Below are 25983 nucleotides of genomic sequence, written 5' to 3' on the forward strand. Positions count from 1 at the left end.
TCTCCGCGACCTGGGGCACCTCAGCCCTGCGAGCGCTCGGCGCGGACCGCCAGCGGATCGGCCTCGGCCTTGGTCGGCACCTTCACCAGCGCCTCGCCGTCGAGGACGATCTCCCCCGCCACCGTGCAGCGGCAGGCGAGGCGCGCGCGCCTCCGCTCCGGCATGAGTTCGGCGACCGTAACCGTGACGTCCACGGTGTCGCCGATGCGCACGGGCGCCCGGAAGTTAAGCGTCTGGGAGATGTAGACTGCACCCGGTCCCGGCAGGCGTGTGCCGAGCACCGCCGAGATCAGCCCAGCCGTGTACAGGCCGTGGGCGATGCGGGTGCCGAACGGCGTGCGCGCGGCGAAGTGCTCGGACAGGTGGATCGGGTTGCGGTCGCCGGTGATCTCGGCAAACCCGACCACGTCCGAGGAGGCGATGGTCTTCGACAGGGTCTCCGACAGCCCGACCTCGAGATCCTCGAAATAGAGCACGCGCAATTCGGGCAGCATGGCTCGGCAGACCTCCAGTTCCGGCCGGTAGCGCGTCTCGCGGCCGGCTCCCGCACATCGCCTCGCACGATCGCGCCGCCGAATCCACCCGGACGAAGGCGCAAGATCCTTGAAGATTCTTGAGCCGCCGAAAGGCTTTTCTCAACATCCGCTCGACAGGTGCGCCGCTCTCGGCGATGACGCGCGCCGTGACCGTCGATGATGCCGCCCGATCCGAGCCGCCCGCCCTGTGCCCGGTCGTCGCCGGCGTGGCGGCGCTGAACCTCGGCCATTTCGGCATCGAGATCGCGGTGGCGCTCGCCATCGGATCGATGGCGCTGATCGCCGACAGCCTCGACTTCCTGGAAGGTGCGGTGACCAACCTGCTGATCTTCGCCGGCCTGTCCTGGAGCGCGCGCAACCGCGCGCGGCTGGGCACTGCGATGGCGTTCGTCCTGCTCGTGCCCGCGCTGGCGGCCGCCCATGCGGCCTACGAGAAGGTTGCCGATTTCGGAGCCCCGGCCGCGCTGCCGCTGACGCTCACCGGCCTCGGGACGCTCGCCGTGAACCTCACCCGCGCGCTGATGCTCACCCGGCACCGGGCCGGCTTTGGCAGCCTGACCCGGGCGGCCTATCTCTCCGCCCGTAACGACGCCTTCGCCAGCCCGGCGATCGCCGCCGCCGGGGCGGCGACCGTCCGCGACCCGACCCCGTGGCCGGACCTCGTCGTCTCGGCCGGCATCGCGATCCTTAACGCCGATTCGGCCGTCGACATCTTCCGGGCCGCTGCGGACGAGCGCCGGGCGGCGCGATAGGCACAGGCATGCGCATCTTCCCCATCTCCGACCTGCACCTGGAGCGGCGGCGGCTCGACCTGATCGCGCCACCCGCGGAGCCATTCGATCTGCTCGCCTGCCCGGGTGACCTCTACGAGGGGCATCCGGAGCGTGGGCTGGCGGCCCTGCTGCACCTGGCGCAGGGCAATCCGATCGTGCTGGTTCCCGGCAACCACGAGCGCTACGCGCCGACCGGCGACCCGCGCACCGCGCCGGAGCTGCTGGCTGACCTGGCGGCTGAGGTCGCCCGGGTGAACGCGTTGGGCGCCCGCATCCATCTGCTCCAGGGCGCTCAGAGCTGCGTCATCGACGGCGTGCGTTTCGTGGGCACGACCCTATGGAGCGACTGGCGGCTCGCCGGGCGCTGGCTCGCCCCGGACGCGCCCGAGCGCCCCGACGATCCGGTGGCCTACGCTTCCGCGCGCATGACCGATCCGGTGACGGGTTCGCGCGAGTATCTCGGATCGATCCGCAAGGCCGATGGCGGCCCGTGGCAGCCCGAGGACGCGATGGCGGCGCACCGGGCCGACCGGGCGGCGCTGCACGAAGCGCTCCGCGCCCCGCATCACGGTCCGACCGTGGTGGTGACCCATCACCCGGCGAGCCCGCTGTCCGCCGATCGCTTCCGGGACCAGCCCGGCGTCCCCTGGTGGGTGCCGGCCTTCTACGCCACGACCGCCCTCGATGACCTGGCCGATCCCGTGCGGCCGGACCTGTGGATCTCCGGCCATTTCCACGCGGGCCACGACCTCGCAGTCGGGCGTTGCCGCTGGGTCTCGAACCCCGTGGAGGGGGCGAGCTACCGGGCGGATTTTTTCGTGGAGGTCGGAAAAGGTTAGGGCCGTGCCCGATCGCGTCGCCATGGGGCGCCGACCCACCGCTTTGCGGTCAGCGACACGGGCCACGACCGGGATCGCACCGCCAACCTGCTTTACGGCGTCTTCCGCGATACGCATTCGCCCTGCGGAACCCGCTACCCGGAGTTCCTGAACCGCGACCCGACGGCGGCCTAGAAGTTCGGCAAGCGGCAGGTCGGCGCCATCGCGCTCGGCTTGAGCGACCGAACGGTGGGCGTGGCCGTCTACGGGCCCCCGGGTCAGGTCGCCGTGGGCGGCCTCGTCGGATACAATTTCGGCCCGGTGAACCTGCAGGCCTACCTCCCCAGGACGCGATCGGGTCCGATGACCGCGGCCGCGAGACCCGCGTCTGGCTGCGCACGATCGTGCCGCTCTATCAGCCCACGGACGAAATCGAGCCGAACGACACCTTCGAAACCTAGTGGCAGGCCGTGTAGCCGGGCTCCTCCCCTTGGAAGAGGGAGGAGCCCGGAGACTTCAGCCGTGCACCAGCACATTGCGGAACTGCCAGGGATCGCGCGTGTCGATGTCCTCCGGGAATAGGCCCGGGCGGTCCGAGAGCGGCGTCCAGTCGGTGTAGACGCCCACGACCGGGCCGAGATACGGCGTCTGGACCTCCAGGCAGCGGCGGAAGTCCATCTCGTCGGCCTCGACGATGCCCGCCTGCGGGTTCTCCAGGGCCCAGACCATGCCGGCGAGGACGGCCGAGGTCACCTGGAGGCCGGTGGCGTTCTGGTAGGGGGCGATTGCCCGGGTCTCCTCGATGGAGAGCTGCGAGCCGTACCAGTAGGCGTTCTTGGCGTGGCCGTAGACGAGCACGCCGAGCTCGTCGATGCCGTCGACGATCTCGGTCTCGTCGAGGATGTGCTGCTTCTCCTGCACCTTGCCGGCGTTGCCGAACATCTCATGGAGCGAGAGCACGGCGTCGTCGGCCGGGTGATAGGCGTAGTGGCAGGTCGGGCGGAAGACCGGCTTATCGCCCTCGCGCACCGTGTAATAGTCGGCGATCGAGATCGCCTCGTTGTGGGTCACCAGGAACCCGAACTGCGCGCCGGCGGTCGGCACCCAGGTGCGCACGCGCGTGTCGGCGCCCGGCTGCAGCAGGTAGATGGCACAAAGCGAGCCCTTCTCCTGCTCGCGGGCGTTGGCGGGCTTCCAGGTCTCGTGCGTGCCCCAACCGAGTTCCGCCGGCTGGTTGCCCTCCGAGACGAAGCCCTCCACCGACCAGGTGTTGACGAACACGCCCCGGGGCTTGGGGTTCTTGGCCCGCTGGGTGTCGCGCTCCGCGATGTGGACGCCCTTCACGCCGAGCGTCTTCATGAGGGCGGCCCACGCCTCGCGGGACTCGGGCTCGGGGTCGGTGACGCCCGTGTCCTTGGCGATGTTGAGGAGCGCCTGCTTGACGAACCACGAGACCATGCCGGGATTGGCGCCGCAGCAGGAGACCGCCGTGGTGCCGCCGGGATTCTGGGCGCGGGCGTCGAGGATGTCCTGGCGCAAGGCGTAGTTGGTCCGGTCGCCCTGGCCGCGGCTCTTGTCGAAGTAGAAGCCCGGCCAGGGCTCGGCCACGGTGTCGATGTAGAGGGCGCCGAGTTCGCGGCAGAGCTCCATGATAGCCCGCGAGGACGTGTCGACCGAGAGATTCACGCAGAAGCCCTGGCCGCCCCCCTCGGTGAGGAGGGGCGTAAGCACGTCGCGGTAGTTGTCCGGCGTCAGCGCCACCTTCTCGAAGCGCAGGCCGTGCTTCTCGGCCAACGCCCGGTGGGTGTCGACCGGGTCGATCACGGTGAAGCGGGCGTGGTCGTACGCGAAATGCCGCTCGATGAGGGGCAGGGTGCCCCGGCCGATCGAGCCGAAGCCGATCATCACGATGGGGCCACTGATGCGACCATGGATCGGGTGACGGGTCGGCTGGTCGGTCATGCGGAAGATCCTTGTCTGGCGGACCGCTGGGATCCGCGCTCTCGGCTCACGGGCGGGTTATGGCTCACGTGTGACAGCGCGGCGACAGAGCTCGCGCCGCGCGGGCGGGGCCGGCGCGTCCTTCGAATCCGGTCGTCGGAAGCGCGCTCAATGGCGGCTCGCCCGCCCCCGGTCAACCGCGCCGCAGCATCGGACGCTCGAGGCTCGTTCGCCGACGCGCGGCCATGTGCATGTTTTCGATGCATGATGCCTGTGCGCATGCGCGCGTGGCGAGCCTCGAAAGCATGGCTCATATTGCGCCGCAGCAAAGGTCGCCCGAACGAGCGGTCGCATCCAGGGCCGCGGAAACGTCCGAGATCACGATATATCGGAGTCGTCATGCTCGCGCTCATCGCTTCCCGGATCCCAGGCCCGGTCACGGAGACCGCCGACTGCGATCCCGGCATCCTGACCCTCGTTTTCGCCCTGACGCGGGCCGTCCGCAGCGGGACCGAGGCCGCCTTCGCGCGCCGCTGCGCCCTGGCCCAGGCCGTCGGCGGACCGAGCCCGCTCTAATGAGGCCTCGCGATGGCGTGGACCGCGGGGGCGGGCGATTGCTTCGCCCCAGCTTGGACGTTAGGCGGCTCTGCCGTCCAATGGCCCCGGGGGATCGTGATTCCATGCCGACGATTCGAGCGCTCGCTCGCCTCAGTCTGATTGCGACGCTGCTGCTCGCCGTTCCGTCCACGCCGCCGCGTGCCCAGGATGCCGAGCCCGATGCGCCGACGTCCGGCGAGGCCTCCCCCAAGGCCAAGACTAAGCCGCGACCGAAGCCGCCCGCCCCCAAGCCCGCGGTCAAGCCGTCCGCGTCGGCCACGCCCGCGGCCGCACCGCACGCGGCAGCCTGGCCCGTCGGTGCCAGCACCGTCAGCGAGAGCTACGGCGACTGGACGATGACCTGCACGCGCCCGAGCGAGAAGGTCACCTGCATCGTCGCCCAGTCGCAGGGCGATTCGCAGACCGGGCGGCGCAAGTTCGGCTTCGAGCTGCAGACCCCGGCGGAGGGGCGCTCCGAGGGCATAGTGCTGATGCCCTTCGGCCTCTCCATCGAGTCCGGCGTGACGTTCAAGCTCGACGAGCAGACCCTCGGCAAAGGGGCGCCCTATACCCTGTGCAGCGTCGACGGCTGCCTCGTGCCGATCAGCTTCCCGGCTCTGGCCCTCGACGGCATGCGCACCGCCAAGAAGCTGTACGTGACCGGCCAGAAGGCGAGCGGCACCGAGCCCGCCATGATCACGGTGCCGCTCGAGGGCTTCCCGCAGGCGTTCGACCGGGCCGTCGCCTTGAGCGGCTGAACCACGTCCGGGTGATCCGGCGAATCTCCGGGTTACGGTTAAGCCAGCGTTAGCCGCGGTGCCGCAGGATGAGTCGGATGTGTGGCGCCGGGCGCCGCGGCCCCATTCAGGCCGCGCGCCGGGATCGGATCGGCGAGGCGATGGGCTCGGAGGGCAGGCGATCCTGGATCGGCCGAAACGTCGCCGCGCGGCTGCTGCGCGCGACGTTGCCCGTGCTCGCCCTCCTGGCGGCGATCGACCCGGCTTTGGCCGCACGGCTGATCAGCGCTCAGGGTAGCGAGACCGGCAGCGGCGCCGGTGGCTACGGCCGGATCGTGCTCGCCTTCGACAAGCCCGTCTCCGTCAAGGCGAAGCTCACCGGCGGCGTGCTGCTGCTCGGCTACGGCGAGCGTGTCGTGGCCGGCCCCGAGCACCTCACTGACGAGATGCCGGCCTTCGTCTCCAGCGTCCGGCGTGATCCTGACGGGTCGGGCCTGCGGATCGCCCTGCAGCGGCCGTTCCGGGCCAACGTGCAGGCGGCCGGCGAGCGCGTGTTCGTCGACCTCTTGCCGGAGGGGTGGGCGGGCCTGCCGCCGCCGCTGCCGCCGGAGGTGGTGGCCGAGCTCGCGCGCCGCGCGCGGGTCGCCGAGGAGGCCCTGAAGGCGCGCATGCCGCCTCCCGTGCGCAAGCCGCTGCCCTTGGAACTGGCGCTGCTCCCGACCCTGACGCGCCTGTCGCTGCGCCTTCCCGATGCGGCGGTCACGACCGTGACCGCGGAGGGGCCGACGACGCGCCTGCGCGTGGTCGGGGCCTGGACCATCGACGCTGACGAGACCCGCGGCCGTCCGCGGCCCGGCATCGCCAAGCTCGCTACCGAATCCGACGGGGGCTCGGCCAGCATCCTGGTGACGCCGGCCGAGGGGTTCACCGTCGCCACGGAGCGCGAGGACGGCGCGTTCACCCTCGACGTCGTCCCCCGGAAGATCCCGTCGGCCCCGGCCAAGCCCGGCCCCGTGGAGGTGCCCGGCCCGGCCTCGGCCGAACCGGCCGCACCGAAGCCTGTCGCTGCCGGTCCCGCCGCCGGCCGGCCGGCCGAGGCGCCGGCCGCCCGGGACAATCCCCCCGAGGCCCCGCCGAAGCGCCCGGCCGGGGCCGGCCTCGTCTTCCCGTTCCACGCTCTGCCGCCCGCCGCCCTGTTCGAGCGCGGCGGCATCGCCACGCTGGTGCTCGAGACTGCCGAGCCGGTGCCCGTTCCGGCGGGCAGCCAGGGACTGGCTCCGATCGGCGAGCCGGCGCGGACCGGCCCGGTCACGGTCCTGCGCTTCGCAGTACCGCAGGGCCGGCTTGTCGATCTCGCGGCGGTCTCGACCGGGGGTGGGGTGGCCTGGGAGCTTTCGGCGGGGGACGCTCTGAATCCGAGCGACAGCCTCGACCCGGTCCGCAAGCCGGATCCGGCGGGCCGCATCACCGTCTCCCTGGCGCTGCCCCGGCCCGGCTCGGCGACGTGGCTCGACCTCGACGGCGAGCGCATCGCGGTGGTCACCTCGGCGGCGCAGCGCGCCATCGGAAATCCGAAGAGCCGGCGCTTTGTGGATTTCGAGATCCTGCCGAGCCGGCACGGCGTTGCGGTGCTCGCCGGCGCCGACGACCTCGCCGTGCGGCCCGAGCTCGACGCGGTCATGATCGGCCGTGAGGGTGGGCTGGCCGCCTCAACGGCCACTCGAACTGGCGACCCGGCTCTGGCCGAAGCCGGCGCCCTCGCCGTCACGCCGGCGGCCTGGGAGCTGGCGCGGTCCGGAAACGTGCGGGAGACCCTGCGCAGCCTCGTCAACGCCGCCGCCGCGGCGCGCCCGGCCGAGCGTGGGCCGGCCCGCCTCGCGGTCGCCCGTGCTTATTTCGCCAACGGCCTCGACCCCGAGGGACTCGCCGCCCTCGAGGCCGCGGCCGCCGACGATCCGCTCCTCGCCTCGCAGCGCGACACCGCGATCCTGCGCGGCTTGGCGCTCGTACGCATGGGGCGGAGCGCGGCTGCGATGAAGGCTCTCACCGGGCCGCAACTCGCCAATGACCCCGAAGCCGCCCTCTGGCGGGCGATGGCGGCCGCCGAGCTGGGCGACTGGAAGGCGGCCGAGACCGGCTTCCTCAAGGCGCTGCCGCTCGCCGACCGCTACCCCGCCGACCTCGCGTTGCCGATCCGCGCGACGGCGGCGGAATCGGCGATCGAGAACGGTGATGTCGAGACCGCCGCCGCGCGGGCGGAGGACGGCCCCCAGCTCACGCCCTTGATCCGCGACAGGCTGGCCGTGGTCCGCGCCCGCGTGGCGGAAGCGACCGGCCAGACCGCGGCGGCGCTGGACGCCTATGGCCGCCTCGAGGAGAAGGGCGAGCGGCCGGTGGCGGCCGAAGCCGCGCTGCGGGGCACGCTGCTCGCCCGAGCCGCCGGCAAGCTCACCCCGGAGGCGGCGATCGATCGCCTGGAGCGGCTCGCGCTGGCATGGCACGGCGGCCTGACCGAGGAGGGCATCACGGTCGGCCTCGCGCGCCTCCATCTCGCCGCCGGACGCTGGCGCGACGCCTTCACGGCATTGCGGCGGGCGAGTGCCTTCGCGCCCAATGCCCCCGCCACGCAGGCGCTGGCCCGCGATGCCCGGGCGGCATTCGAGGACCTCTACCTTACCGACCAGGGCGACCGGCTCTCCGGCTTCGACGCCGTGGCGCTCTACTTTGACTTCCGCGAGCTGGCGCCGATCGGGCGGCGCGGCGACGAGGTGGTGCGCAGGCTCGCGGACCGTCTGGTCGGGCTGGACCTGCTCGATTCGGCCGCAGATCTCCTTCAGTACCAGATCGACAACCGGCTCACCGGGCCGGCGCGCTCCGCCGTCGCCGCCCGGCTCGCCACGATCCGGCTGATGGACAACAAGCCGCTGCAGGCGTTGCAGACTCTCGACGGGACCAACCTGCCCGAGCTTCCCGGCGAGCTGAAGCGCGCCCGCGCCCTGGTCCGCGCCCGCGCCCTCTCGGACCTCACCCGAACCGATCTCGCCCTGGAGACGATCGAGGGCGAGAGCGGCTCCGACATCGAGCGCCTGCGGGCGGACATCTATTGGGGCGCCCGCCGCTGGCGCGAGGCCGGCGAGGCGCACGAGGCGCTGCTCGGAGAGGTGTGGCGCGCCGGCCAGCCGCTGGACGACAAGTCCCGGGCCGATGCGGTGCGCGCCGCGATCGCGTACGACCTCGCCGGCGACGCCATCGGCCTGGAACGGCTCAAGGCGAAGTTCTCGGAGGCGATGGCGGACAGCCCGGACGCGCGCACCTTCGCGCTGCTCACGGGCGCCAACCCGACCCGCGCGCCGGAATTCCGCGCCATCGCGGCCCGCGCCACGAAAGCCGAGACGTTGTCGGCCTTTCTGTCCGAGTATCGCAAGCGCTACCCGGATACCGCGGTCCCCGATCGCGGCAAGCCCGAGGCCGGCGCGGAACGGCCGGGCAGCGATCGGCAGACCAGCGCCGAGGCGCCCGGAGCACCTCCGGGCTGAGCCGCGTGCGCCGACGCGGGCCATCGACCCGGAAACCTTCCTCGAATGACGGGGGCCGCCGGGTCTGGACTCCCGCCCGGAGCGCGGAGGCCTGGCGGCGGGTCTTCACTGCGCTGAAGGGCAAAGGCGTCGACCGGGTCATGGTCGTCTGCGGATTTCAGGGAGCATGCGGATCGAGCTGGATCGCCGGGCAGGCCGGTCCCGTCGGGACGGCCTAATGAGACGCCGCGCGTCCCGCACTGGGTCCCTATCCTCGCCATGGCGCGGACGCACGGCGTTCCCGTGGAGGGCCCCTGGATCCGCGTTACCCTCGCTGTCACCCTCGAGCGGAACCGGCTGCGGCAGAGCGAAATCCTTTTGCCCGAAGACGGCATACGGTCCTTCGAGCGCCAGCTCGAGCCGCCGACGGACTCCGAAGGATTCTCGGACGTGCGAGTGATCGATGGCCGAAAGGTGCACCGCGCGGGCCTATCGTATGCCATCGACAATGCGATGGCCAGCAACGTCGGCGGCGTGCAAGTCGATCAATAAAGAGTATGATGCGGAACAAGTCTTGTTTCGCGGGTGCCAGAGTGCCGGGATGCCGGGCGTCGGCGCGAACATAGCTGTCGACAATGGCCTCGTGCTGCCTTTACGGCGCGATCGCAAAGATGTCGTATGGCACCGTTGCCCGACAGACCCGTCGCCGACGTCGTGCCTCGGTGCGCGGCCGCAGCGTAGCGGGATCGAAGCGCATATCCTTCCCAGGGCAACGCTTCGACAAGGGCCGAGCGGCCCGGTCTCAACAGCTGAACCCGCTCGGCCCCGCCTGCCCTATGGTGCCGAGACCGGACGTCCCGAGCCTGCGCCGGGGCAATCTCGTGAGGGAAGAATTTTCCGATCGGTATGGCGCTGTCTCGGCTCGATTCTTTGATCCGCGATGGCGTGGGCGGCGATACAAAGCCCCTTGTCGTTCCGGGTCGGCGGAGCCTGGATGACAAGGTCGGCGGCCAGGGGCAGATCGAACCCTCAGGCTTTTGTCGGGAATCCTACATCTCGACGCGATTGCCTTGGCGAGTTCGCCGCAGCCTATTGCGTGAGGCGTGCGACCTGAATCGCCTTGTCGAACATCGCGCTGAGCGAGGCGGTTATGTCGGCCGGTGTGTTGGCCGTGTAGAAGAAGCCCGGCGAGGCGCAGCTCTGCAGTGGCGTCGACAACGTCGGGCTGAACCCGTTGACCCTACCGTTTTCCCAGGCGACGGTGCCGCCGTAATCCGTGTAGCTGATGATGTTGTAGGGGATGTAGAGGATCGAGATCGTCGCGCCGGCGGTCTTCAGCGCGGTGCAGAGCGAGGGATCGATCTGCGACGGCGAGGAGCCGTCGAAATTGCCCGCGGCATAGCCCGGGAAACTCGACGGGTTGCCCGGATAATAATATTTGCTGTTCTTGGTGATGGAGTAGTGCTGGCCGTTCTGCATGCCGTCGGTGACGAGGAAGACGAACGGCTTGCGGGCGCTGGTGCTGGAGCCGTCGCCGAACCCACCCGCATTGGTGATCTCCGTCTTCATCTGCGGCATGACGACCTCGAAATGCGTGCCGCCGGCGCCCGTGCCGGTGCTCGGATCTTTGCCGGTGAAGAGCTGCGTCGTACCTGTATCCAGGAGCTTGCTCAGGGCGAGGGGCCAGGACGAGGCGCAATCGGCCTTGCTGTTCAGCGTGGAGATGGTGCTGTTGACGTCGGCAAGCGTGCCCATCTGGTTGATGAACGGGTACAGGCCGACGCGGTACTGGCCCGTCACTGACGGGCTCGAAGCCCGCTGGATGAGCGCGCAGACCGCGTTGTTGACGGCATCCGAGCGCAGCTGGATTTTGTTGGTCGTGGCGTAAGTCCAGGCGCTGAAGCCCGGGTAGTGGCAGGCGAACTGGCAGCCCTGCTTGTAGTCCGACCACATGTCCCGGTTGTTGGCCGCGAGCTGGCTCATCCCGCTCGTCGTGGCAGGCAGGCCCATCGAGCCCGAAACGTCGAGCAGCAGATAGAAGTCGAGATAGCTGGCTAGATCGACCGATGCGGTGACCGTATTGGTGAAGATCGTGGTCGGCGTCCGGAAGATCTGCCCGAAATTGTTCTTGACCGTAGCCGTGTATACGACCGTCGCGTTGAGCGTCTGGCTCGTGCGCGTCAGTTGCGGCGTCTGGAGCTGGACCTGCGCGAACGGCACGGTGCCGGCATTGACCGTGAAGGCGCTGGTCGCCTGCGCGATGCCGGCCGCGATCGCATTGGCGGTCACGTTGGTCTGGTTCGGATTGGCGGCGATGTAGGCCTTGGCGGTCGCGACTGCCGCGATGGCTGCTGTGTCTGCGGCGGCATCGAGCTTCGCCTTGTCGGTGATCGCCACCCCGTAATCGACGCCGTAGCCGATCAGTCCGACCATCGGCAGCAGGCTCAGGGCGAACAGGATCGTCACATTGCCGGAGCGCGCCCCCGGCAGGGAAGCCGCCTGGGCGACAAGGCGGCGGGCGCGGGTCAGTAGCCGGGACATTTCGTGGCGATCCCATCGTTGCCCGTCGTGTCGAAGGTGACGAGCGAGGCGTAGCGCGGCTGCACGTACATCGAGCGGGCGATCCGCACCGCGGGGATGAACCGCGCGCCGAAGGACGGCTGGAAGGTGAAGACCACGTCGACCGCGATGATGGAGCCGGGCCCGAAGACGGAGCGGGGCAGAGTCGACCGGCTCGGCGGTGCGGTGTCGGCGGCGGCGAGCTGCGGCACCGTGCAGGGCCGATAGTTGCCCCCGCTGGTCCCCGAACTGGTCCACACGACGTTCGCGGCGTAGCAGCCGCTGAGGTCGCTTCCCGTGCAGTTCGACGCGGTCTGCGTGAACGCGATGGCGGCATACGTGATCGCGATATCCTGCCACCACTGCAAGCCCTGTCGGGGGCCGTCCTTCATCAGGTACGGGAACAGGACGAGGGCCGAATCGAAGCTGAAATGCAGGTCCGTCGCGTTGACGGTGGCCACCGTCGATCCCGCGGGCGGCATGGCCTGGGAGATCATCTGGCTGATCGACTGAGCGATCAGCTCGACCTTGCGGGTCGCGTTGATGTAGGTGACCAGCTGGGTCCCGCCGAGCATCAGGATCAGCAGGACCGGCAGGATCAGGGCGAATTCCACCGCCGAGACCGCGCGCGCATCCGCGCAGAAGCGCCGCGCCGTCACTGGCGTCTCGCCGCCCATCAGAAGAGTTCGTTGCGGAACGCCGCCGTCGAGATCGTCAGGTAGGCCGGAGCGCCGTTGTAGGTCGCGCCGCCGCCGAGGATCGAGGCGAATGCGGATGGCAGGAAGGTGATCGGATAGATCACCAGCAGGTACTGGTATTGCCCCCGGGTGCCGAGCGTGTACTGGCCCGAACTCGGGGTCAGCGACGGGATCAGCAGGCCGCTGACATCGGATTTCACATACGCGTAGTAACCGCTGGGGGACGTTCCGGGCGTCACGACGTAGAGGTTGACCACGAGGTTGCTGCACTTCAGCGCCGCCGGCAGATAGCCGCACAGGCTGGCCTTGAAGCTGGCCTGATCGAGCGCCCCGCCCTGGGCCGCGCCGGTCAGGATCTGCCGGGCTGCGCGGGTCGTGGCATAATCCAGCGCCTGATTGAGGAACAGGATCGTCGCCACGGTCATGATGAATAAGATGCTCATGATCGCCAGGACGGCGACCAAGGCGAATTCGACGGCTGCCGCCCCTCCACGGTCGTGAACATAGGTGCGCAGCGACAACATGCGCTACGCTAGCAAGCGAGTGCTAAACCCCGGTTAAAGCAACCTCCGAAACTCTATCCGCCAGTCCGGACGGACCTATCCGCCATAGCTCTGGACCAGCGATCCGGCGACCAGGGTCCAGCCGTCGACCAGTACGAAGAAGATCAGCTTGAACGGCAGGGCGACGGTCGCCGGCGGCACCATCATCATGCCCACGGCCATAAGCACCGACGCGACCACGAGGTCGATGATCAGGAACGGGATGAACAGCAGGAACCCGATCTCGAAGGCGCGGCGCAGTTCCGAGATCATGAAGGCCGGGGTGACGATCTCGAGACCGACCTCGTCCGGGCCCTTGGGCACCGGCACCTTCGCGAGGTCGAGGAACAACTTCAGGTCCTTCTCGCGCACGTTCTTCAACATGAACGTCTTGAACGGTGCCGAGGCCCGCTCGAAAGCCTGCGCCTGCGTGATCCGCCCGGCGATCAGAGGCTCGATCCCGGCGCTGTAGGCCGCTCGGCCGGTGGGCGCCATCACGAAGGCGGTCAGGAACAGCGCGAGGCTGACGATCACCGCCGTCGGGGGCGCCGTCTGGGTTCCCAGCGCCGAGCGCAGGATCGACAGCACGACGACGATCCGGGTGAAGGCGGTGGCCATCACCAGAACGGAGGGCGCCACCGCCAGGACGGTGATCAGCGCGACCAGCTGGAGCGCGCGCTCGGTGGTGCCGCCCGCGCCGAGATCGACGCTGAGGCTCTGGGCGAGGGCCGGTCCGGCGGCCAGCAGGACGCCGGCCAGCCCAGCGAGGCGGACGGCGCGAAGGCGCCGGGTCGGGCGGTCGCTATTCTCGCGGGGCGGCGCGTCGGTCATCGCGGTCACGGGCGGTCGCAGGTGGGCGTGGCAGGACGCACGCCCGTGCGCCGCGCTTCGAGGTTCTGCCAGACGAGGAGCGCCGGCAGGCCGAGCACCACATCGGGCACGCGGCGGGCGAGGGAGAGGGCGATGGCCGTGCCGGCGTCGATGCCGAACAGGCTGCAGACCAGCACGAGGCCGCCCTCCTGAACGCCGAGCCCGCTGGGGACCAGGAAAGCCGCGGCCTTGATCGCCTGGCTGAGCGCCTCGATCACCAGGACCTCCGATAGGCCGACATCGTCGACGCCGATGCAGGTCAGGACGATCGCGACCTCGGCCGTGCCGAGCAGCCATGCCAGCGCGTGCAGGGCGAAGGACTGGGCGAGATGGCCGCGCCGGCCGGCCTCCCAGACCGAATCCAGGGCGCCCTGAATCCGCTGTGTCGGCTCCGGACGGGGCTCGGTCTCCCGCACGAAGCGCCGGCCGAGGGCCGCGACACGATCCTCGACCACCCGCACGATCCCGGTGCGCTGGAGCGCGAAGAACCCCACCACGATGAGCCCCGCCACCGTGAGCGTCCGCAGCGTCCAGTGCGCGAGTTCGGCGGCGGCCGGCCCCTCGACCTGGCTCAGCAGGCCGGCGCCCAGGCCGGCGAACAGGGCGAGCGTCCCGACCTGGAACAGCAGGTCGGCGAGCACCGAGGCTGCCGCCAGGGAACCGGCCACGCCCCAGAAGGTCAGGAGGCGCGCGCCCAGGACGTCGCCGCCGACCGAGGCTACGGGCAGCAGGACGTTGATGCCCTCGCGCACGAAGCGGACGATCAGGCAGGCCGAGGCCGGGGCGGGCGAAAGCCCGTCGAGGGTGCGCGCCCAGGCGAGGCCGCACAGCACGACCACGAGGGCACGCACCAGCGTCACGCCGGCAAAGCCCGCGAGGCCGATCCGCCCGAACGCCGCCGCCACGGCGGAGAGATCGTTGGTCGCGACCAGCCAGACCGCGAGGCTGAGCCCGATCAGAGTCCCGATCAGGGGCAGTCGGCGCAGGATCGCGAGGGCGGCGCGGCGCGTCCGAGGGGCGCGGGCACCGATCACGGCCGATGCGAGGAGGTTGTTCGCCGAGAGGCGGGCAAGGGCGAGCGCTCCAGGTTGCGCCAGTCAGGAATCCGGCTGCGATTCGTCGGTTGATACCGCCGCTAGGGGGGTATTGGGGCCGAATTCGGGGACTGCCCGCAGCGGTAGCACGGGGTGGAGCACGGCGGCGAGTGCCTCCTCCGGACCCGCGGCGGGATCGAGGAGGATGACGCGGCCGGCCGCCACGCTCGCGCCCGTGGCCACCGCCACCGCGCGCTTCGGACAGGGGCCGAGGCAGCCGGACTCCACGATGCGAAGCTTCATCCGCCCAGCGCGCGGCCCGTCCTCGACGGTCTGCCTCCCGCCCCGCTTGGCGGCTTCCTTCAGGAGGGCGCGCACCGCGCGCGGGCGAAGGCCCTGCCGCTTGGCGCATTTGGAGCACACCACCACGATTTCGGTGAGCTTTGTCTTGGCCAACTTGGCCTTGGTCAACTCGGTCTCGGCCGAGCGGCCCGCGGGGCGGGCTGCCGGGCCGAGAGCAACGCGAGGGGATGTCATCATCCGGAGACTGTAGGGCGCGATACGGGGTGCGGGCTACGTCGCCCGTCGCCGCGGTGCAGCGGCGGGTGCCTTAAAAAGGGCCTAAAAGAACGGGATTCCGGCTCTGCGCACGGGCCGTCCTACGGCCGGCTCCGCAGCAGCGGATCCGGCGCAGACCCAGGAACAGTGAGCGGATGAGCTTCGACGACGTCAAGGATGACACGCGCGAAGGCGAACTCGTGACGTTCGTCGCACCGACGATGTCGGAGCTGCGCCGCGGCGCCGAGACGATCCGTCCGGTGCCGGAGAAGCGCGGCGCCCGGGCGCTGGTGGCCGCGGCGCGCGAGCGCCTCGACTGGAACCGCCTGCCCGGTCTGCGCCCGCGCCGGGAAGACACGTCGAGCTACGGCGCCCGGGTCATCCGCCGCGTCGGCCTGTTCGTGCTTCTGCCGACCTTGGTGATCGGGCTGTATCTGTTCGGCTTCGCCTCCAACCAGTACGTCGCCGAGGCCCAGTTCGCGGTCCGCGGCAATGTCGAGCCGATGGAGAACATTGCGCTCGGCCAGTACACGAACCTGATCCAAAAGCATAACAGCCAGGACAGTTTTATCGTCCGCGACTACATCGAGAGCCAGACGCTCGTCGAGGCTCTAGAGAAGAGCATCGGCATCTCGAAGATGTTTTCCCGGCGCGAGGCCGACTTCTGGGCGCGGTTCGATCCCACCGATCCGATCGAGGATCTGACCAAATACTGGCGCAAGCACGTCGACGCGCATATCGACTCGATCTCGGGCGTGATCCGCCTTTCGGTGCGCGCCTTCACACCCGAGGACGCCCTCACGATCACCCGTGAGGTGGTGGCCCGCGCCGAAGCGCTGATCAACGACATCTCGAAGCGGGCTCAGGCCGACATGGTCGCCCAGGCTCAGGCCGATGCCGCGACCGCCCAGGAACGTCTGCGCAAAGCCCACCTCGCGCTCCAGAGCTTCCGCAACCAGTGGGGCGTGATCGACCCGATCAAGACGGCCGAGGGGACGCTCACCACCCTGACGCTCCTGCGCAAGGAGAAGCTCAAGCTCGAGACCGATCTGCAGGTCCTGCGCGGCTCGAACCTGGACGAGCGCTCGCGCTCGATCCAGACTCTGGCCGCCAACGTCGCGGCCGTCGACCAGCAGATGAAGACGCTCCAGGACGAGCTGACCAATGCCGGTGCCGTCGCCGGCGGCGGCTCGAACCTGACCGAGGCGCTGCTCCAGTACGAAGGCCTGCTCGTCGAGCGGACCATCGCCGAGAAGCTCGAGGAATCGGCGAACATGCTGTTCGACCGCGCCCGCGTCTCGGCCAGCAAGCAGCACATCTTCCTGGCGACTTTCGTGCCGCCGGTCCTGCCGACCGACAGCCTCTACCCCGAGCGGGGCCACAGCCTGATCGTGGCGTTCTTCTGCTTCCTGGTGATCTGGAGCTCGTCCTCGCTCCTGATCGCGGGCATCCGCGACCAGCGGATGTAGCGGCGCGGCCTGGCACTCCGGGGCCGCGCGGGGTCTGGATCCTGCGCCGCACGGTCTGTAGAGGGAGACGGCCCGGCGACCGGGCCCCCCGATCGATGAGCGAAGCCTAACACTCCATGTCGGATTTCTCCGATCTCGTCGCGAAGGCGATCCAGCCCTCGATGACCCGGGCGGAGCGCGAGGCGGTTTATACCGTGGTGCGGCAGGCCGTGCTCCGATTGCAGGAGCGCGAAGCTCTGCCGCCGGACGACCCGCGCGTTGCCCTCCAGCGCCACCTCGTCGAGGAGACTATCCGCGACGTCGAGGGCGACGTGGCCCGCTACGAGTCCCTGCGCAAGCTGGATGCGGCCTTCGCGGCCCAGACCGAGGCGCACAAGGCGGCCCGGGACGGGCGCTGACGGCAGCCAGCTCGATTGGGTGGCTGCTCCGCGTTCAGGACGCAGCGGTGGCCTGATATCGAACACTCCGTGTTGGCCGCTGCTCCCATCCAGGTCGCGGCGATCTGCGCCTATCTCCCGGGCCGCAGCGCCTGCACCCGGCGCCGGGGCGAGCTCGGGCTGCTTCAGGCGCGCGATCCGGTGTCGGGTCGGATCGCTCGGCCGATCGTCCTGCGCCGTCATCGCGAGCGCAGCGGAGCGAACCCGGGACATGCCAAGTTCGGGGATCGCGTGCGTCCCTGGGGTGCGTCGCTGCTCTCGCAAGGACGGTGAAACCCGCTGCGAGGCCTTCGACCGGGAGCCACACGATCGCCGGCCGTTGCGCATTGGTCGGTTGTATCGTGGGAGCTGCGCCAGGCTCCGCCCGAGTGCGCCGGCCCAGGCTCACCCGCAGGCTACGCTTGCCCGGACGGTGCCGGGTTCGGCCACCTCTAGGCCCGCCGAGACGTACTCGTTGAGCTTGTTGCGCAGGGTCCGGATCGAGATGCCGAGAATCTTGGCCGCGTGGGTGCGGTTGCCGAGGCAATGGTCGAGGGTGTCGAGGATCAGGTCGCACTCGACCTGCGCCACGGTCCGTCCCACGAGCCCGCGGGTGGCGGCTTCCGCGGCCTGCACGGCGCGAGCCGCCGGACCCTCGACGGCGATCGCCTCGCCGTCCGGCGAGAGGATCGCGTCGGTGCCGATCTCGGAACCGGAGGCCAGCAGCACCGCCCGGTGCAGGGTGTTCTCGAGTTCGCGCACGTTGCCGCGCCAGGGGTTCTTCAGCACCAGCGCGCACGCGTCCGCGCTGAGCGGGCGTGCCGTCACACCGTTCACCTCGGCGTATTTCCGGGCGAAATGAGCGGCGAGTTCCAGGATGTCTGCCGGCCGCTCGCGCAGGGGCGGCAACCGCAGGGAGACGACGTTGAGCCGGTAGAACAGGTCCTCGCGGAACGTGCCCTTGCGAACCTCCTCGACGAGGTTACGGTTCGAGGTCGCGAGCACGCGGATGTCGACCCGCACCGGGGCAGTACCGCCGACCCGGTCGATCACCCTTTCCTGGAGCGCCCGCAGCAGCTTCGACTGCAGGCGCACGTCCATCTCGGAGATCTCGTCGAGCAGCAGGGTGCCGCCGTTTGCCTCCTCGAAGCGGCCGATGCGGCGGGCGACGGCGCCCGTGAAGGCCCCCTTCTCGTGGCCGAACAGCTCGGATTCGAGCAGCGCCTCGGGGATCGCCGCGCAATTAACCGAGACGAACGGCTTCGAGGACCGGTTGGACTTCAGGTGGACGTGGCGGGCCAGCACCTCCTTGCCGGTGCCGCTCTCGCCGGTGATCAGCACCGAGGCTTCCGAGCGGGCGACCTGTTCGGCGAGTTTCACCACCCGTTCCATCGACGGGTCGCGCCAGACGAAGGCGGCGCGGTCGGAGGCGACCGCCTCCAGCACCGCGGCGATCAGCTCGGGATCTGGCGGAAGAGGGATGTACTCCTTGGCGCCGGCCCGGATCGCCGCGACCGCGGCCTGCGCATCGGCCGAGACCCCGCACGCGACCACGGGGGTGCGGATGCGCTCTGCCTCCAGGGCGTCGACGAGGTCGCGCACCGCCAGCGAGACGTCGATCATGATCAGGTCGGCGCCGCGCGCGCGCAGGACGTTGAGGCCCTGCGGAATGGCGTCCGCCTGCGTCACCGAGGCGCCGCGCTGCATCGCGATCTTGGAGGCTGTGATCAGCTCGCCGTTGAGCCGCCCGATCATCAGGAGCCGCATGGTTCGTCCCTCTCGTCGTCGGGGGCGCGGGATGCGCGCCGCCTCATGGTCAGGCGGGCGGCCGTCTCCGGCGCCGCAGGTCACACAGAATCACCCGCCCGGGATCAGGCGGCCGGGATCACTCACCCTTGACGATCTCGGTCATCGTCACCCCGAGCCGATCCTCGACGAGGACGACCTCGCCGCGGGCGACGAGCCGGTTGTTGACGAACACGTCGATTGCCTCGCCGACCTTCCGGTCGAGTTCCAGCACGGCTCCCGGGGCGAGCCGGAGCAGATCGCCGATCGGCATCCGGGCGGAGCCGAGCACCGCCGAGACCATCACGGGCACGTCGAAGAGCTGTTCCAGGTCGGCGGCGGTCTTCGGGGTTGTGGGGGCGTCGCGGATCGAGCCCGCCGCGTAGTCGGGGTCGGTCTCGCCGAGCTGGGGCAGGCTGAAATCGTCTGACATCAGGGCTCCTTCACGGAATGGTGGGCAGGCCGAGTGCGTCCGTCACGGCCGCCTCGATGCGGGCGCGCTCCCGCACGATGCCGCCATCGGCCCACTCGATGCGGGCGTCGCCCGCCTGCATGTCGGGGTCGCCCAGCACGACGAGGCGCCCCTCGTAGCCGCGCTCGCGCGCCAGCCGCTTCACCAGCGCTTCCGCGTCGTCCACGAGGCTGTCGTGGACGCGCACGACCAGATGGGGCACGCCGCGCAGGTGCTGGAGCGCGGCGCGTGCCGCCTCGCCGATGCCCGCGAGCGGTGCGGCGTCCAGCGCGTCGCCCGCGACCTTCCGGGCGATCAGCACGGCCACCTCCACCGCCTGCGCTTCACGCGCGGCGTCGCGCGCGTCGGTCTGGGCGATGAGGCCCGCGGCGGCCAGCGCCAGGCGGCTGATGGCGTCGGCGAGGCGGCCCTGGATCTGCGCCTCGGCCTGGGCCCGACCCTCCTGCACGCCGCGGGCATGCGCTTCGGCCTCCGCACGGGCGGCCGCCTCGGCGGCGCGCTGGGCGGCCGGGCTCGGGCGCGGGCTGCGGAAGTCGGTCTCGAACAGGAACGGCTTGGCGACCTGGGGAGAGGAGACGTTCAATAGACCAGCTCCTCCTCGGCGCTGTTCTTGGCGATCATGATCTCGCCCTTCTCGGCGAGATCCTTGGCGATCTCGGTCATCTTCGCCTGCGCCTCGTCCACCTCCTTGAGGCGGACGGGGCCGAGCGAGGTCATCTCGTCCGTGAGGTTCTTGGCCGCGCGGGTCGACATCTGCTTCATGAAGAAGGCCCGGGTCGGCTCGTTGGCGCCCTTGAGCGCCCGGCACAGCGTGTCGCTGTCGACCTTCCGCATCAGGGTCTGGACGCTGCCCGGATCGAGCTTCAGCAGGTCCTCGAAGGTGAACATCAGCTCGCGGATGCGCTTTGCCGAGCCGCGATTGGCCTGGTCGAGGGCGGCGAGGAAGCGGCCTTCGGTCTGGCGGTCGAAGGCGTTGAACACGTCCGCCATCATCTCGTGGGCGTCGCGGCGCTGGGTCTGGGCGATGGTCGAGACGAACTCGACGCGCAGCGTCTCCTCGATGTGGCGCAGAGCCTCCTTCTGCACCGTCTCCATGCGCAGCATGCGGTTGAGGACGTCGATGGCGAAGTCCTCGGGGAGGATGGTGAGCACCTTGGCGGCGTAGTCGGCCCGCACCCGCGAGAGCACCACCGCCACCGTCTGCGGGTACTCGTTGCGCAGGAACGAGGCGAGGATCTCCGGGTCGACCTGTGCGATCGACGCCCAGACGCGCTTACCCGACGCGCCCTTGATCTCAGCCATGATCAGCGAGACTTGGTCGGACGGGAAGATCTTCAGGAGCAGCGCCTCGGTGCGCTCGAAGTTCGACGAGATGCCGCCGCTGTTGCCGAGTTTCGTCACGAACTCTATGATCAGCTTCTCGACGGTCGAGACCTCCAGCGTGCCGAGCTGGACCATCGCGTGGCTGACCTTCTTGACCTCGTCCTCCTCCAGCATCTGCCAGATCGGCGCGCCCTCGGCCTCGCCAAGCATCAGGAGCAGCGCCGCCGCGCGCTGCGGCCCGGGCATGGCCGCGAAGGAATCGCCGCCCGCCGTCGCCAGGGAGTTTGCCACACCTGCCGTCATCGTCCCTGCCCCGATCCCCTACGCATCACTCTTCCTGGATCCAGGTGCGGAGCACCTCGACGGTTTCGGCCGGGCTGGCGCGGACCATGTCGACCACCCGCTGCACCGTCTCGGCCTGGACCTGCCCGTTGATCTTGGCGAACTCCATCAGCCGCGCGGTCGGGTTGTCGCGCTCGATCATCGTGACCGTGGCGCCCGGACCGGCGGCCGCGGACAAGTCCCCGGCGGCGGGCGCCCCCAGGGCCGTGGCGCCCGGAACCGGAGCGAGAACCTGCCGGACCAGCGGGCGCACCACCGTGAGCAGGACGATCAGCGTCAGGAGCGCCAGCACGGCGAGCTCGGCCATGCGCAGCACGTCCTCCTTGGTCGGCGCGAGCAGCGCCTGGATCAGGGTGGGCTCGCTGAACTGGGGCACGGCCGGCGCTTCCGCGAAGCGCAGATTCACCACCTCGATCTGATCGCCACGGGCCTTGTCGAAGCCGACCGCGCTGCGCACGAGGGCGGTGATCCGCTCGATCTCGGCGGGCGGGCGGGGGCTGTAGGTCTGCTTGCCGTCGGGTGCGGTCGCGTAGGTCCCGTCGACCACCACGGCGACCGACAAGCGCTTGATCCTGCCGCCCTCGGCGATCTCGGTCTTGGTCACCCGGGAGATCTCGTAGTTCGTGGTCTCCTCGTTCTTGTTGGTCGCGTCCTTCGGGGCCGGGGTCTTGTCGGCGCCGTTCGCGCCGGGCAGCTCGTTGCCGACGGTGACCTGCCCGTCTGCATTGGCGGTGACGGCTGATTCGGTGCGGGTCTGAGTGGACCGCACCACGCGGCTCTCCGGATCGAAGGTCTCGGAGCGGCTCTCGATCCGGTTGAGGTCGAACTCGGCATTGACCTGGACCCGCGCCCGTCCCGGCCCGACAATGCCCGCCACGACGTCCTCGATCTGGCCGCGCAGGCGTCGTTCCAGCCCGACCTGACGGTCCTCGAAGCCGCTGGCGGCATCGGCATCGGCGCCCCGTGCGCCGTCGGCGAGCAGCCGGCCGCGCTCGTCGACGATCGAGATCCGCTCGGGCTTCAGGCCCTCCACCGCGGAGGCCGCCAGGTGCCGGATCGCCCGCACCTGCCCGGCATCGAGGTCGCCCCGCAGCTTCAGGACGATCGCTGCGCTCGGGCTCTCCCGGTCGCGCTCGAACAGGCGGCGCTCGGGCAGGACGAGATGGACCCGCGCCGCCTGGACCCGGCCGATCGCCTGGACCGAGCGGGCGAGTTCCCCCTCGAGGGCACGCAGATGGTTCACGTTCTGCACGAAGTTGGTGGAGGAGAACGCGTCGCCCTTGTCGAAGATCTCGTAGCCGACGCCGCCCTGCACCGGCAGACCCTTGCCGGCCAGATCCATGCGCAGCCGCGGAAGGTCGGCGCGGGGCGCCATGATGGTCTGGCCGGTCTCGCCCTTGGTCTCGTAGCGAATGCCGCGGCTGTCGAGCTCGCGGATCACGGCGGCGGAATCCTGCATCGAGAGGTCCGAGAACAGCACGCCCATGTCGGGGCGTGAGACTCGCAGGATGATGAACGCGAAGAAACCGATCAGCGTCAGCGTCACCGCCGCCATGGCGGCGATTCGGGCCGGTCCGAGCTTCGTGACGAGATCGAGGACCGGCTTCACGGGTTGGTTCGCCGCACTCTGAACGCAGGGCGGACCCCGGCGGCCCGCCCGGCAGAAATTGCCCACCCCGTGGTTAGCGGGGCGTTAATGCCGGGGCACGCAGGGACACGAAGTCGGGGCTCCGAACGGAACGAAGCCGCGCCCGGGGATCCGGACGCGGCTTCGAAGGGTCTCGGGGTTTGGCCGGCATCGGGGGAAGGTCCCGTCTCCGATCCGTTGCCCGGTTCCAGGCGGATCAGTGCCGGTAGTGCTGGATCCGGGTTGTGCGCAGGCCGGCCAGGCCATGCTGGTCGATCGAGAACTGCCAGCTCAGGAATTCCTCGGTGGTCAGGGTGTAGCGCTTGCACGCCTCCTCGAGGCTGAGGAGACCACCGCGCACGGCCGCCACGACCTCGGCCTTGCGCCGGATCACCCATCGGCGGGTGCTCGGGGGCGGGAGGTCCGCGATGGTCAGGGGGCTGCCGTCGGGCCCGATCACGTACTTCACTCTCGGGCGGCTGGGTTCGGTCATGATACGCTCTACACTCGACTGACCTGTCGAGCATTGAAGGTACTTGTGCCCGCTTAAGAGATGTTGAAGCGAGTCGCTCGGATGTGATTCGTTAGGTGCCACTTGTGGACAACCCTATGCTCTGCACGCTGCCGAGGGGCACCTTCTGCGAGCCGATCATCAGGATCGGCGTCGTGCCGCTGAGATCGACCTCGTCCACCGTGCCGCTCAGGCTGGTGTCGACGGCCACGCTGGCGCCCGTGGCGTCGTAGGCCGAGACCTTGATGGAGTAGGTTCCGTCCGGCGAGGTCAGCCCCGCTGAGGTCTTGCCGTTCCAGGTGTAGGTCTGGCTGCCTGCGGACAGCGACGTGCTCTGCGTCGCCACGACGTTGTTCTTCGAATCCAGGATCGTGATCACCGCCTTGGAGGCGGCTCGGGCCGGCTCCAGGGTCCAGGCGGCCGAGCCCTTGGAGAGCTGGGATGAACTGCCGTCCGCCGTGATGGTCTTGCCGATGTAGCTCGTGGCCGAGGCCGAACTCGCCGATTGCGACGCGGACAGGATGCTGTCGAGGCGGTCGTTGGTTTTGAGCTGCTGCTCGACGCCGGCGAACTGGACCAACTGCTGCGTGAACTGGTTGGTGTCCATCGGGTCGAGGGGATTCTGGTTCTTGAGCTGCGTGGTGAGCAGCGTCAGGAACTGCGTGAAGTTGCTCGCGATCTCGGTGGCGTTGCCGCTCGCGCTGCCGCTGGACGCTGTGGAAGATGTGGACGACGTTGTCGTGGCGCTGGATATGCCGGATGTCATGCCGCTGTCTCCCGTGCCGCGCCGGGGCCGAGCGCCCGGACGCGGGATGTTTCGGTGTCGTCTTGCGATGCGGGCTCGTCGCGCATCGCGTTAAAACCGTGCCGCGACGCGGGTGTCCGCGCCGGATCGAAACCCCTTCGGCGGCTGCCGTTTTCACGGGCCACACCCCGCGCGCACCGAAATGCGAACCGCCGATGTTCCGCGGGGCCGGGCCGAGAGTCGGGTTGATCCCGGATCAGGTGCAGCGGCGTGCCCGACATCACTCTAGATCCTGATGTCGACGCCGCCGTAGCCGCGCAGCCAGCGCGTCGGTGCGGTCTCCTGCGGGGCGTCCGCCGTCTCACGCGCCCAGGCCGTGGCCCCGCCGCGGGGGGCCTCGCCTTGGCCGCCGGTTCCATCACCTTGCGCGCCGCCGTCGCTCCGCAGCGACAGGTTGAGGCCACCCCCCGACGAGTCGAGCCCGGCCTGGGACAGGGCCTGCTGGAGCTGGCCGGCGTCGCGCTGGAGCATGGCCAGGGTGTCCGGCCGGTCGACCACCAGGTGGGTCATCACCGTGCCGCGCGCCTTGTCGATCTCCAGCTTGACGTCGATCCGCCCGAGCTCGGCCGGATCGAGCCGGATCTGGAACTCGCTCGATCCGGCGAGCGAACGCAGGCCAATGGTCATCGGTACCTGGCCGAGCGGAACAGCCGGGTCCGTCTGAAGCGGCGTCGCGGCCGGTACCGGAGCGGAGGTGGCGGCATGCGCCGAGGCTGTGGCGATCCCTGTCGCCGACGTCGGAATGGCGGCGGCGGGGCCACCCTGGGCCGGAGCCGGGAGTGTCCCGTCCAGCGGGCTGCCGGCTGCGCCCTGGCCAATCCCCTGGCCGGCATCGGCCAGCGCGGCCAGGAAGTCCTTGCCGGCGCCCGCGCCTGGGGCCGCGGCTCCTCCGGCGGGATCTGCCTCTCCGGCCTGCACCGCTTCGACCGGGGTGTCGCCTGCGCCGACTGCCCCCCGAGCCGTCGATGCCCCGGCAGCGGTCGTTTTGGCGAGGCCGGGTCCCGTGACGCCGGCCAGCGCCGCGGAAGCACCCGAAGCGATACCCGCGCCGGGCGTCTCCGAAGCCGCGGTGCCCGGACCTCCTGCGTCGGTGCCGATCGCTCCCGCCGCGCCGATCCCGTCGGCCGCGGTGCCAGCGCCGCGGGCGGGAGCGCCCTTGACCAGCGCGGCGAGCAGAGCCTGAAGCGTGCCGGGCGCAGGCGGATTCGGGGCCTGGATTGCGGCCTCGCTCGGCGCCGGCTGGGCCTGGGTGGTGTCGGTCCCGGCCTTGTCTGTCTGTGCCGTATCCGTCTGGGCGTTGTTGGTGCTGGCCGCGTCGCCCGTGGCCGTCGCGTCGGACCGGGTGTCCCGCGCGGGCGTGCCTGTGGCGTCGGAAGCCTGCTGCGCGGCGGGCTCCACCGTCCGGGCGGCGCCTGAGGTCGCGGATTCCGACCGAGCCGCCGCTGCGCGCGCTCCGGGTGCTGCGGTCGGCACGGGGGCAGGCGGCGCAGTCGGGGCCTGTGCGGACGCGCTCGTTCCGGCGACTGCGGTCGACCGCCTGTCGTCGGGCCGGCCGGCGGCGCGCGCTTCTGACGCCGCTTCCCGCGCGCGCTCCAAGCCTGCGCGCGTCGTATCGGCCAGGTCGCGCTGGGTTGCGGCGCGGGCCCGTGCCGCATCGGTCTGGTCGCGCTGTGTGGTCTCCCGGGCACGCGCCGCCGCCGTATCGTCCCGGGCGCGTGCGGCGCTCAGCGCGGTGCCGAACCGATCCTGCGACGAGTCGCCGGACCGGGCGGCGACGCCGGCCGCGTCCCAGTTCGAGCGCGACGCGGACGTACTCCGCGCGGACGGAATCCACGTGGTGACATCCAACCGATCCGCCGCACCGCTCGCCATATCGGGGCTCCTCTCGCTGAGGCCGGAGCAAGGGTCAGGCCATCGGATCTTGCGGATAAGCGCTTGTCAAACAAGGGTTTTCATCGAGTGATCGAGCCTGGACGTGTCCGCCCTGGGTTTGAAACTGCCGCACGCCCGGCAGGTTCTGCCGGGCGCCGCTCTCCCGGCGGCCCCGCGCGACTC

At 70.2% G+C, this 25983-nt stretch carries 25 protein-coding genes; 9 read left to right on the forward strand and 16 right to left on the reverse strand.

The window, feature by feature from the left end; all coding sequences use genetic code 11:
* Positions 1-20: 20 nt before the first annotated feature.
* Positions 21-494: a 3-hydroxybutyryl-CoA dehydratase gene (gene croR / locus Q8W67_RS01010; protein ID WP_305539331.1), complete on the reverse strand. Its 474-nt coding sequence runs from the start codon at positions 492-494 to the stop codon at positions 21-23.
* A gap of 176 nt (positions 495-670) precedes the next feature.
* Between croR and Q8W67_RS01015 the strand changes: the two genes are divergently transcribed.
* Both Q8W67_RS01015 and Q8W67_RS01020 read left to right on the forward strand, forming a co-directional pair.
* Entirely contained in the window at positions 671-1288 is a 618-nt protein-coding gene (locus tag Q8W67_RS01015) for a cation transporter (RefSeq protein ID WP_305539664.1), read from the forward strand.
* Between the two features lie 8 nt (positions 1289-1296).
* Positions 1297-2148, forward strand: a complete 852-nt coding sequence (locus tag Q8W67_RS01020; protein ID WP_305539333.1) for a metallophosphoesterase — start codon at positions 1297-1299, stop codon at positions 2146-2148.
* A 495-nt stretch (positions 2149-2643) separates the two neighbouring features.
* Here the strand turns inward: Q8W67_RS01020 and Q8W67_RS01025 are convergent, their stop codons facing one another.
* Positions 2644-4089 carry a homospermidine synthase gene (locus Q8W67_RS01025; RefSeq protein ID WP_305539335.1) on the reverse strand — a complete coding sequence of 482 codons (1446 nt, stop codon included), beginning with the start codon at positions 4087-4089 and terminating at the stop codon, positions 2644-2646.
* A gap of 378 nt (positions 4090-4467) precedes the next feature.
* On the opposite strand from Q8W67_RS01025, the gene Q8W67_RS01030 reads away from it, so the two are divergent.
* The 4 genes from Q8W67_RS01030 to Q8W67_RS01045 all read left to right on the forward strand — a co-directional run bounded on the left by Q8W67_RS01030 (position 4468) and on the right by Q8W67_RS01045 (position 9469).
* A complete protein-coding gene (locus tag Q8W67_RS01030) occupies positions 4468-4644 on the forward strand; it encodes a hypothetical protein (RefSeq protein WP_305539337.1) in 177 nt (58 codons plus the stop codon).
* 104 nt (positions 4645-4748) lie between these two features.
* Positions 4749-5423, forward strand: coding sequence for an invasion associated locus B family protein (locus Q8W67_RS01035; RefSeq protein WP_305539339.1), 675 nt, complete (start codon positions 4749-4751; stop codon positions 5421-5423).
* 140 nt (positions 5424-5563) lie between these two features.
* The gene (locus Q8W67_RS01040; RefSeq protein WP_370693794.1) at positions 5564-8938 is read left to right on the forward strand and encodes a hypothetical protein; all 3375 of its coding nucleotides are present in this window, start codon (positions 5564-5566) and stop codon (positions 8936-8938) included.
* A gap of 258 nt (positions 8939-9196) precedes the next feature.
* Entirely contained in the window at positions 9197-9469 is a 273-nt protein-coding gene (locus tag Q8W67_RS01045; RefSeq protein WP_305539343.1) for a hypothetical protein, read from the forward strand.
* 537 nt (positions 9470-10006) lie between these two features.
* Here the strand turns inward: Q8W67_RS01045 and Q8W67_RS01050 are convergent.
* The 6 genes from Q8W67_RS01050 to Q8W67_RS01075 form a co-directional block, all read right to left on the reverse strand.
* On the reverse strand, positions 10007-11458 hold the full coding sequence (locus Q8W67_RS01050) for a TadE/TadG family type IV pilus assembly protein (RefSeq protein WP_305539345.1): 1452 nt from the start codon (positions 11456-11458) through the stop codon (positions 10007-10009).
* Positions 11443-12153, reverse strand: coding sequence for a TadE/TadG family type IV pilus assembly protein (locus tag Q8W67_RS01055; RefSeq protein WP_305539347.1), 711 nt, complete (start codon positions 12151-12153; stop codon positions 11443-11445). Before Q8W67_RS01055 ends, Q8W67_RS01050 begins: the two co-directional genes overlap by 16 nt.
* A complete protein-coding gene (locus tag Q8W67_RS01060; RefSeq protein ID WP_305539349.1) occupies positions 12153-12698 on the reverse strand; it encodes a TadE/TadG family type IV pilus assembly protein in 546 nt (181 codons plus the stop codon). Before Q8W67_RS01060 ends, Q8W67_RS01055 begins: the two co-directional genes overlap by 1 nt.
* Positions 12699-12773: 75 nt before the next feature.
* The gene (gene fliP, locus Q8W67_RS01065) at positions 12774-13547 is read right to left on the reverse strand and encodes a flagellar type III secretion system pore protein FliP (protein ID WP_305539674.1); all 774 of its coding nucleotides are present in this window, start codon (positions 13545-13547) and stop codon (positions 12774-12776) included.
* 5 nt (positions 13548-13552) lie between these two features.
* The gene (locus Q8W67_RS01070) at positions 13553-14620 is read right to left on the reverse strand and encodes a flippase-like domain-containing protein (protein WP_305539351.1); all 1068 of its coding nucleotides are present in this window, start codon (positions 14618-14620) and stop codon (positions 13553-13555) included.
* Positions 14621-14683: 63 nt separating this feature from the next.
* Positions 14684-15091, reverse strand: coding sequence for a hypothetical protein (locus Q8W67_RS01075; protein WP_305539353.1), 408 nt, complete (start codon positions 15089-15091; stop codon positions 14684-14686).
* Between the two features lie 242 nt (positions 15092-15333).
* On the opposite strand from Q8W67_RS01075, the gene Q8W67_RS01080 reads away from it, so the two are divergent.
* The 3 genes from Q8W67_RS01080 (at position 15334) to Q8W67_RS01090 (ending at position 17357) form a co-directional block, all read left to right on the forward strand.
* Positions 15334-16647 (forward strand): capsule biosynthesis protein, encoded by a 1314-nt coding sequence (locus Q8W67_RS01080; protein WP_305539355.1) that lies wholly within the window; start codon positions 15334-15336, stop codon positions 16645-16647.
* Positions 16648-16763: 116 nt separating this feature from the next.
* Positions 16764-17045 carry a hypothetical protein gene (locus tag Q8W67_RS01085; RefSeq protein WP_305539357.1) on the forward strand — a complete coding sequence of 94 codons (282 nt, stop codon included), beginning with the start codon at positions 16764-16766 and terminating at the stop codon, positions 17043-17045.
* 72 nt (positions 17046-17117) lie between these two features.
* Positions 17118-17357, forward strand: coding sequence for a hypothetical protein (locus tag Q8W67_RS01090; protein ID WP_305539359.1), 240 nt, complete (start codon positions 17118-17120; stop codon positions 17355-17357).
* A 111-nt stretch (positions 17358-17468) separates the two neighbouring features.
* Here Q8W67_RS01090 and Q8W67_RS01095 read toward each other — a convergent pair whose 3' ends face one another.
* From Q8W67_RS01095 to Q8W67_RS01130, 8 genes are all read right to left on the reverse strand, one after another.
* Complete coding sequence (locus Q8W67_RS01095) at positions 17469-18830, reverse strand: sigma-54-dependent Fis family transcriptional regulator (protein ID WP_305539361.1); 1362 nt, start codon at positions 18828-18830, stop codon at positions 17469-17471.
* Between the two features lie 118 nt (positions 18831-18948).
* Complete coding sequence (fliN, locus tag Q8W67_RS01100; protein ID WP_305539364.1) at positions 18949-19281, reverse strand: flagellar motor switch protein FliN; 333 nt, start codon at positions 19279-19281, stop codon at positions 18949-18951.
* A 10-nt stretch (positions 19282-19291) separates the two neighbouring features.
* Positions 19292-19903 (reverse strand): FliH/SctL family protein, encoded by a 612-nt coding sequence (locus Q8W67_RS01105; RefSeq protein ID WP_305539366.1) that lies wholly within the window; start codon positions 19901-19903, stop codon positions 19292-19294.
* Complete coding sequence (locus Q8W67_RS01110) at positions 19900-20946, reverse strand: flagellar motor switch protein FliG (protein ID WP_305539368.1); 1047 nt, start codon at positions 20944-20946, stop codon at positions 19900-19902. Before Q8W67_RS01110 ends, Q8W67_RS01105 begins: the two co-directional genes overlap by 4 nt.
* 25 nt (positions 20947-20971) lie before the next feature.
* The gene (gene fliF, locus Q8W67_RS01115; RefSeq protein ID WP_305539370.1) at positions 20972-22594 is read right to left on the reverse strand and encodes a flagellar basal-body MS-ring/collar protein FliF; all 1623 of its coding nucleotides are present in this window, start codon (positions 22592-22594) and stop codon (positions 20972-20974) included.
* Positions 22595-22829: 235 nt separating this feature from the next.
* Positions 22830-23105: a DUF1153 domain-containing protein gene (locus Q8W67_RS01120; protein WP_007569077.1), complete on the reverse strand. Its 276-nt coding sequence runs from the start codon at positions 23103-23105 to the stop codon at positions 22830-22832.
* 91 nt (positions 23106-23196) lie between these two features.
* The gene (locus tag Q8W67_RS01125) at positions 23197-23889 is read right to left on the reverse strand and encodes a flagellar hook assembly protein FlgD (RefSeq protein WP_305539374.1); all 693 of its coding nucleotides are present in this window, start codon (positions 23887-23889) and stop codon (positions 23197-23199) included.
* Between the two features lie 264 nt (positions 23890-24153).
* Positions 24154-25800 carry a flagellar hook-length control protein FliK gene (locus tag Q8W67_RS01130; protein ID WP_305539376.1) on the reverse strand — a complete coding sequence of 549 codons (1647 nt, stop codon included), beginning with the start codon at positions 25798-25800 and terminating at the stop codon, positions 24154-24156.
* Positions 25801-25983 lie beyond the last annotated feature (183 nt).

The organism is Methylobacterium sp. NEAU K, from assembly GCF_030700285.1.
Lineage (GTDB): Bacteria > Pseudomonadota > Alphaproteobacteria > Rhizobiales > Beijerinckiaceae > Methylobacterium.

Bases quoted from the DNA above. Each gene is read 5' to 3' on its own strand.
- croR (WP_305539331.1), bottom strand. From the start codon at position 494: ATGCTGCCCGAATTGCGCGTGCTCTATTTCGAGGATCTCGAGGTCGGG.
- Q8W67_RS01015 (WP_305539664.1), top strand. From the start codon at position 671: ATGACGCGCGCCGTGACCGTCGATGATGCCGCCCGATCCGAGCCGCCC.
- Q8W67_RS01020 (WP_305539333.1), top strand. From the start codon at position 1,297: ATGCGCATCTTCCCCATCTCCGACCTGCACCTGGAGCGGCGGCGGCTC.
- Q8W67_RS01025 (WP_305539335.1), bottom strand. From the start codon at position 4,089: ATGACCGACCAGCCGACCCGTCACCCGATCCATGGTCGCATCAGTGGC.
- Q8W67_RS01030 (WP_305539337.1), top strand. From the start codon at position 4,468: ATGCTCGCGCTCATCGCTTCCCGGATCCCAGGCCCGGTCACGGAGACC.
- Q8W67_RS01035 (WP_305539339.1), top strand. From the start codon at position 4,749: ATGCCGACGATTCGAGCGCTCGCTCGCCTCAGTCTGATTGCGACGCTG.
- Q8W67_RS01040 (WP_370693794.1), top strand. From the start codon at position 5,564: ATGGGCTCGGAGGGCAGGCGATCCTGGATCGGCCGAAACGTCGCCGCG.
- Q8W67_RS01045 (WP_305539343.1), top strand. From the start codon at position 9,197: ATGGCGCGGACGCACGGCGTTCCCGTGGAGGGCCCCTGGATCCGCGTT.
- Q8W67_RS01050 (WP_305539345.1), bottom strand. From the start codon at position 11,458: ATGTCCCGGCTACTGACCCGCGCCCGCCGCCTTGTCGCCCAGGCGGCT.
- Q8W67_RS01055 (WP_305539347.1), bottom strand. From the start codon at position 12,153: ATGGGCGGCGAGACGCCAGTGACGGCGCGGCGCTTCTGCGCGGATGCG.
- Q8W67_RS01060 (WP_305539349.1), bottom strand. From the start codon at position 12,698: ATGTTGTCGCTGCGCACCTATGTTCACGACCGTGGAGGGGCGGCAGCC.
- fliP (WP_305539674.1), bottom strand. From the start codon at position 13,547: ATGACCGACGCGCCGCCCCGCGAGAATAGCGACCGCCCGACCCGGCGC.
- Q8W67_RS01080 (WP_305539355.1), top strand. From the start codon at position 15,334: ATGAGCTTCGACGACGTCAAGGATGACACGCGCGAAGGCGAACTCGTG.
- Q8W67_RS01085 (WP_305539357.1), top strand. From the start codon at position 16,764: ATGTCGGATTTCTCCGATCTCGTCGCGAAGGCGATCCAGCCCTCGATG.
- Q8W67_RS01095 (WP_305539361.1), bottom strand. From the start codon at position 18,830: ATGCGGCTCCTGATGATCGGGCGGCTCAACGGCGAGCTGATCACAGCC.
- fliN (WP_305539364.1), bottom strand. From the start codon at position 19,281: ATGTCAGACGATTTCAGCCTGCCCCAGCTCGGCGAGACCGACCCCGAC.
- Q8W67_RS01110 (WP_305539368.1), bottom strand. From the start codon at position 20,946: ATGACGGCAGGTGTGGCAAACTCCCTGGCGACGGCGGGCGGCGATTCC.
- Q8W67_RS01120 (WP_007569077.1), bottom strand. From the start codon at position 23,105: ATGACCGAACCCAGCCGCCCGAGAGTGAAGTACGTGATCGGGCCCGAC.
- Q8W67_RS01125 (WP_305539374.1), bottom strand. From the start codon at position 23,889: ATGACATCCGGCATATCCAGCGCCACGACAACGTCGTCCACATCTTCC.
- Q8W67_RS01130 (WP_305539376.1), bottom strand. From the start codon at position 25,800: ATGGCGAGCGGTGCGGCGGATCGGTTGGATGTCACCACGTGGATTCCG.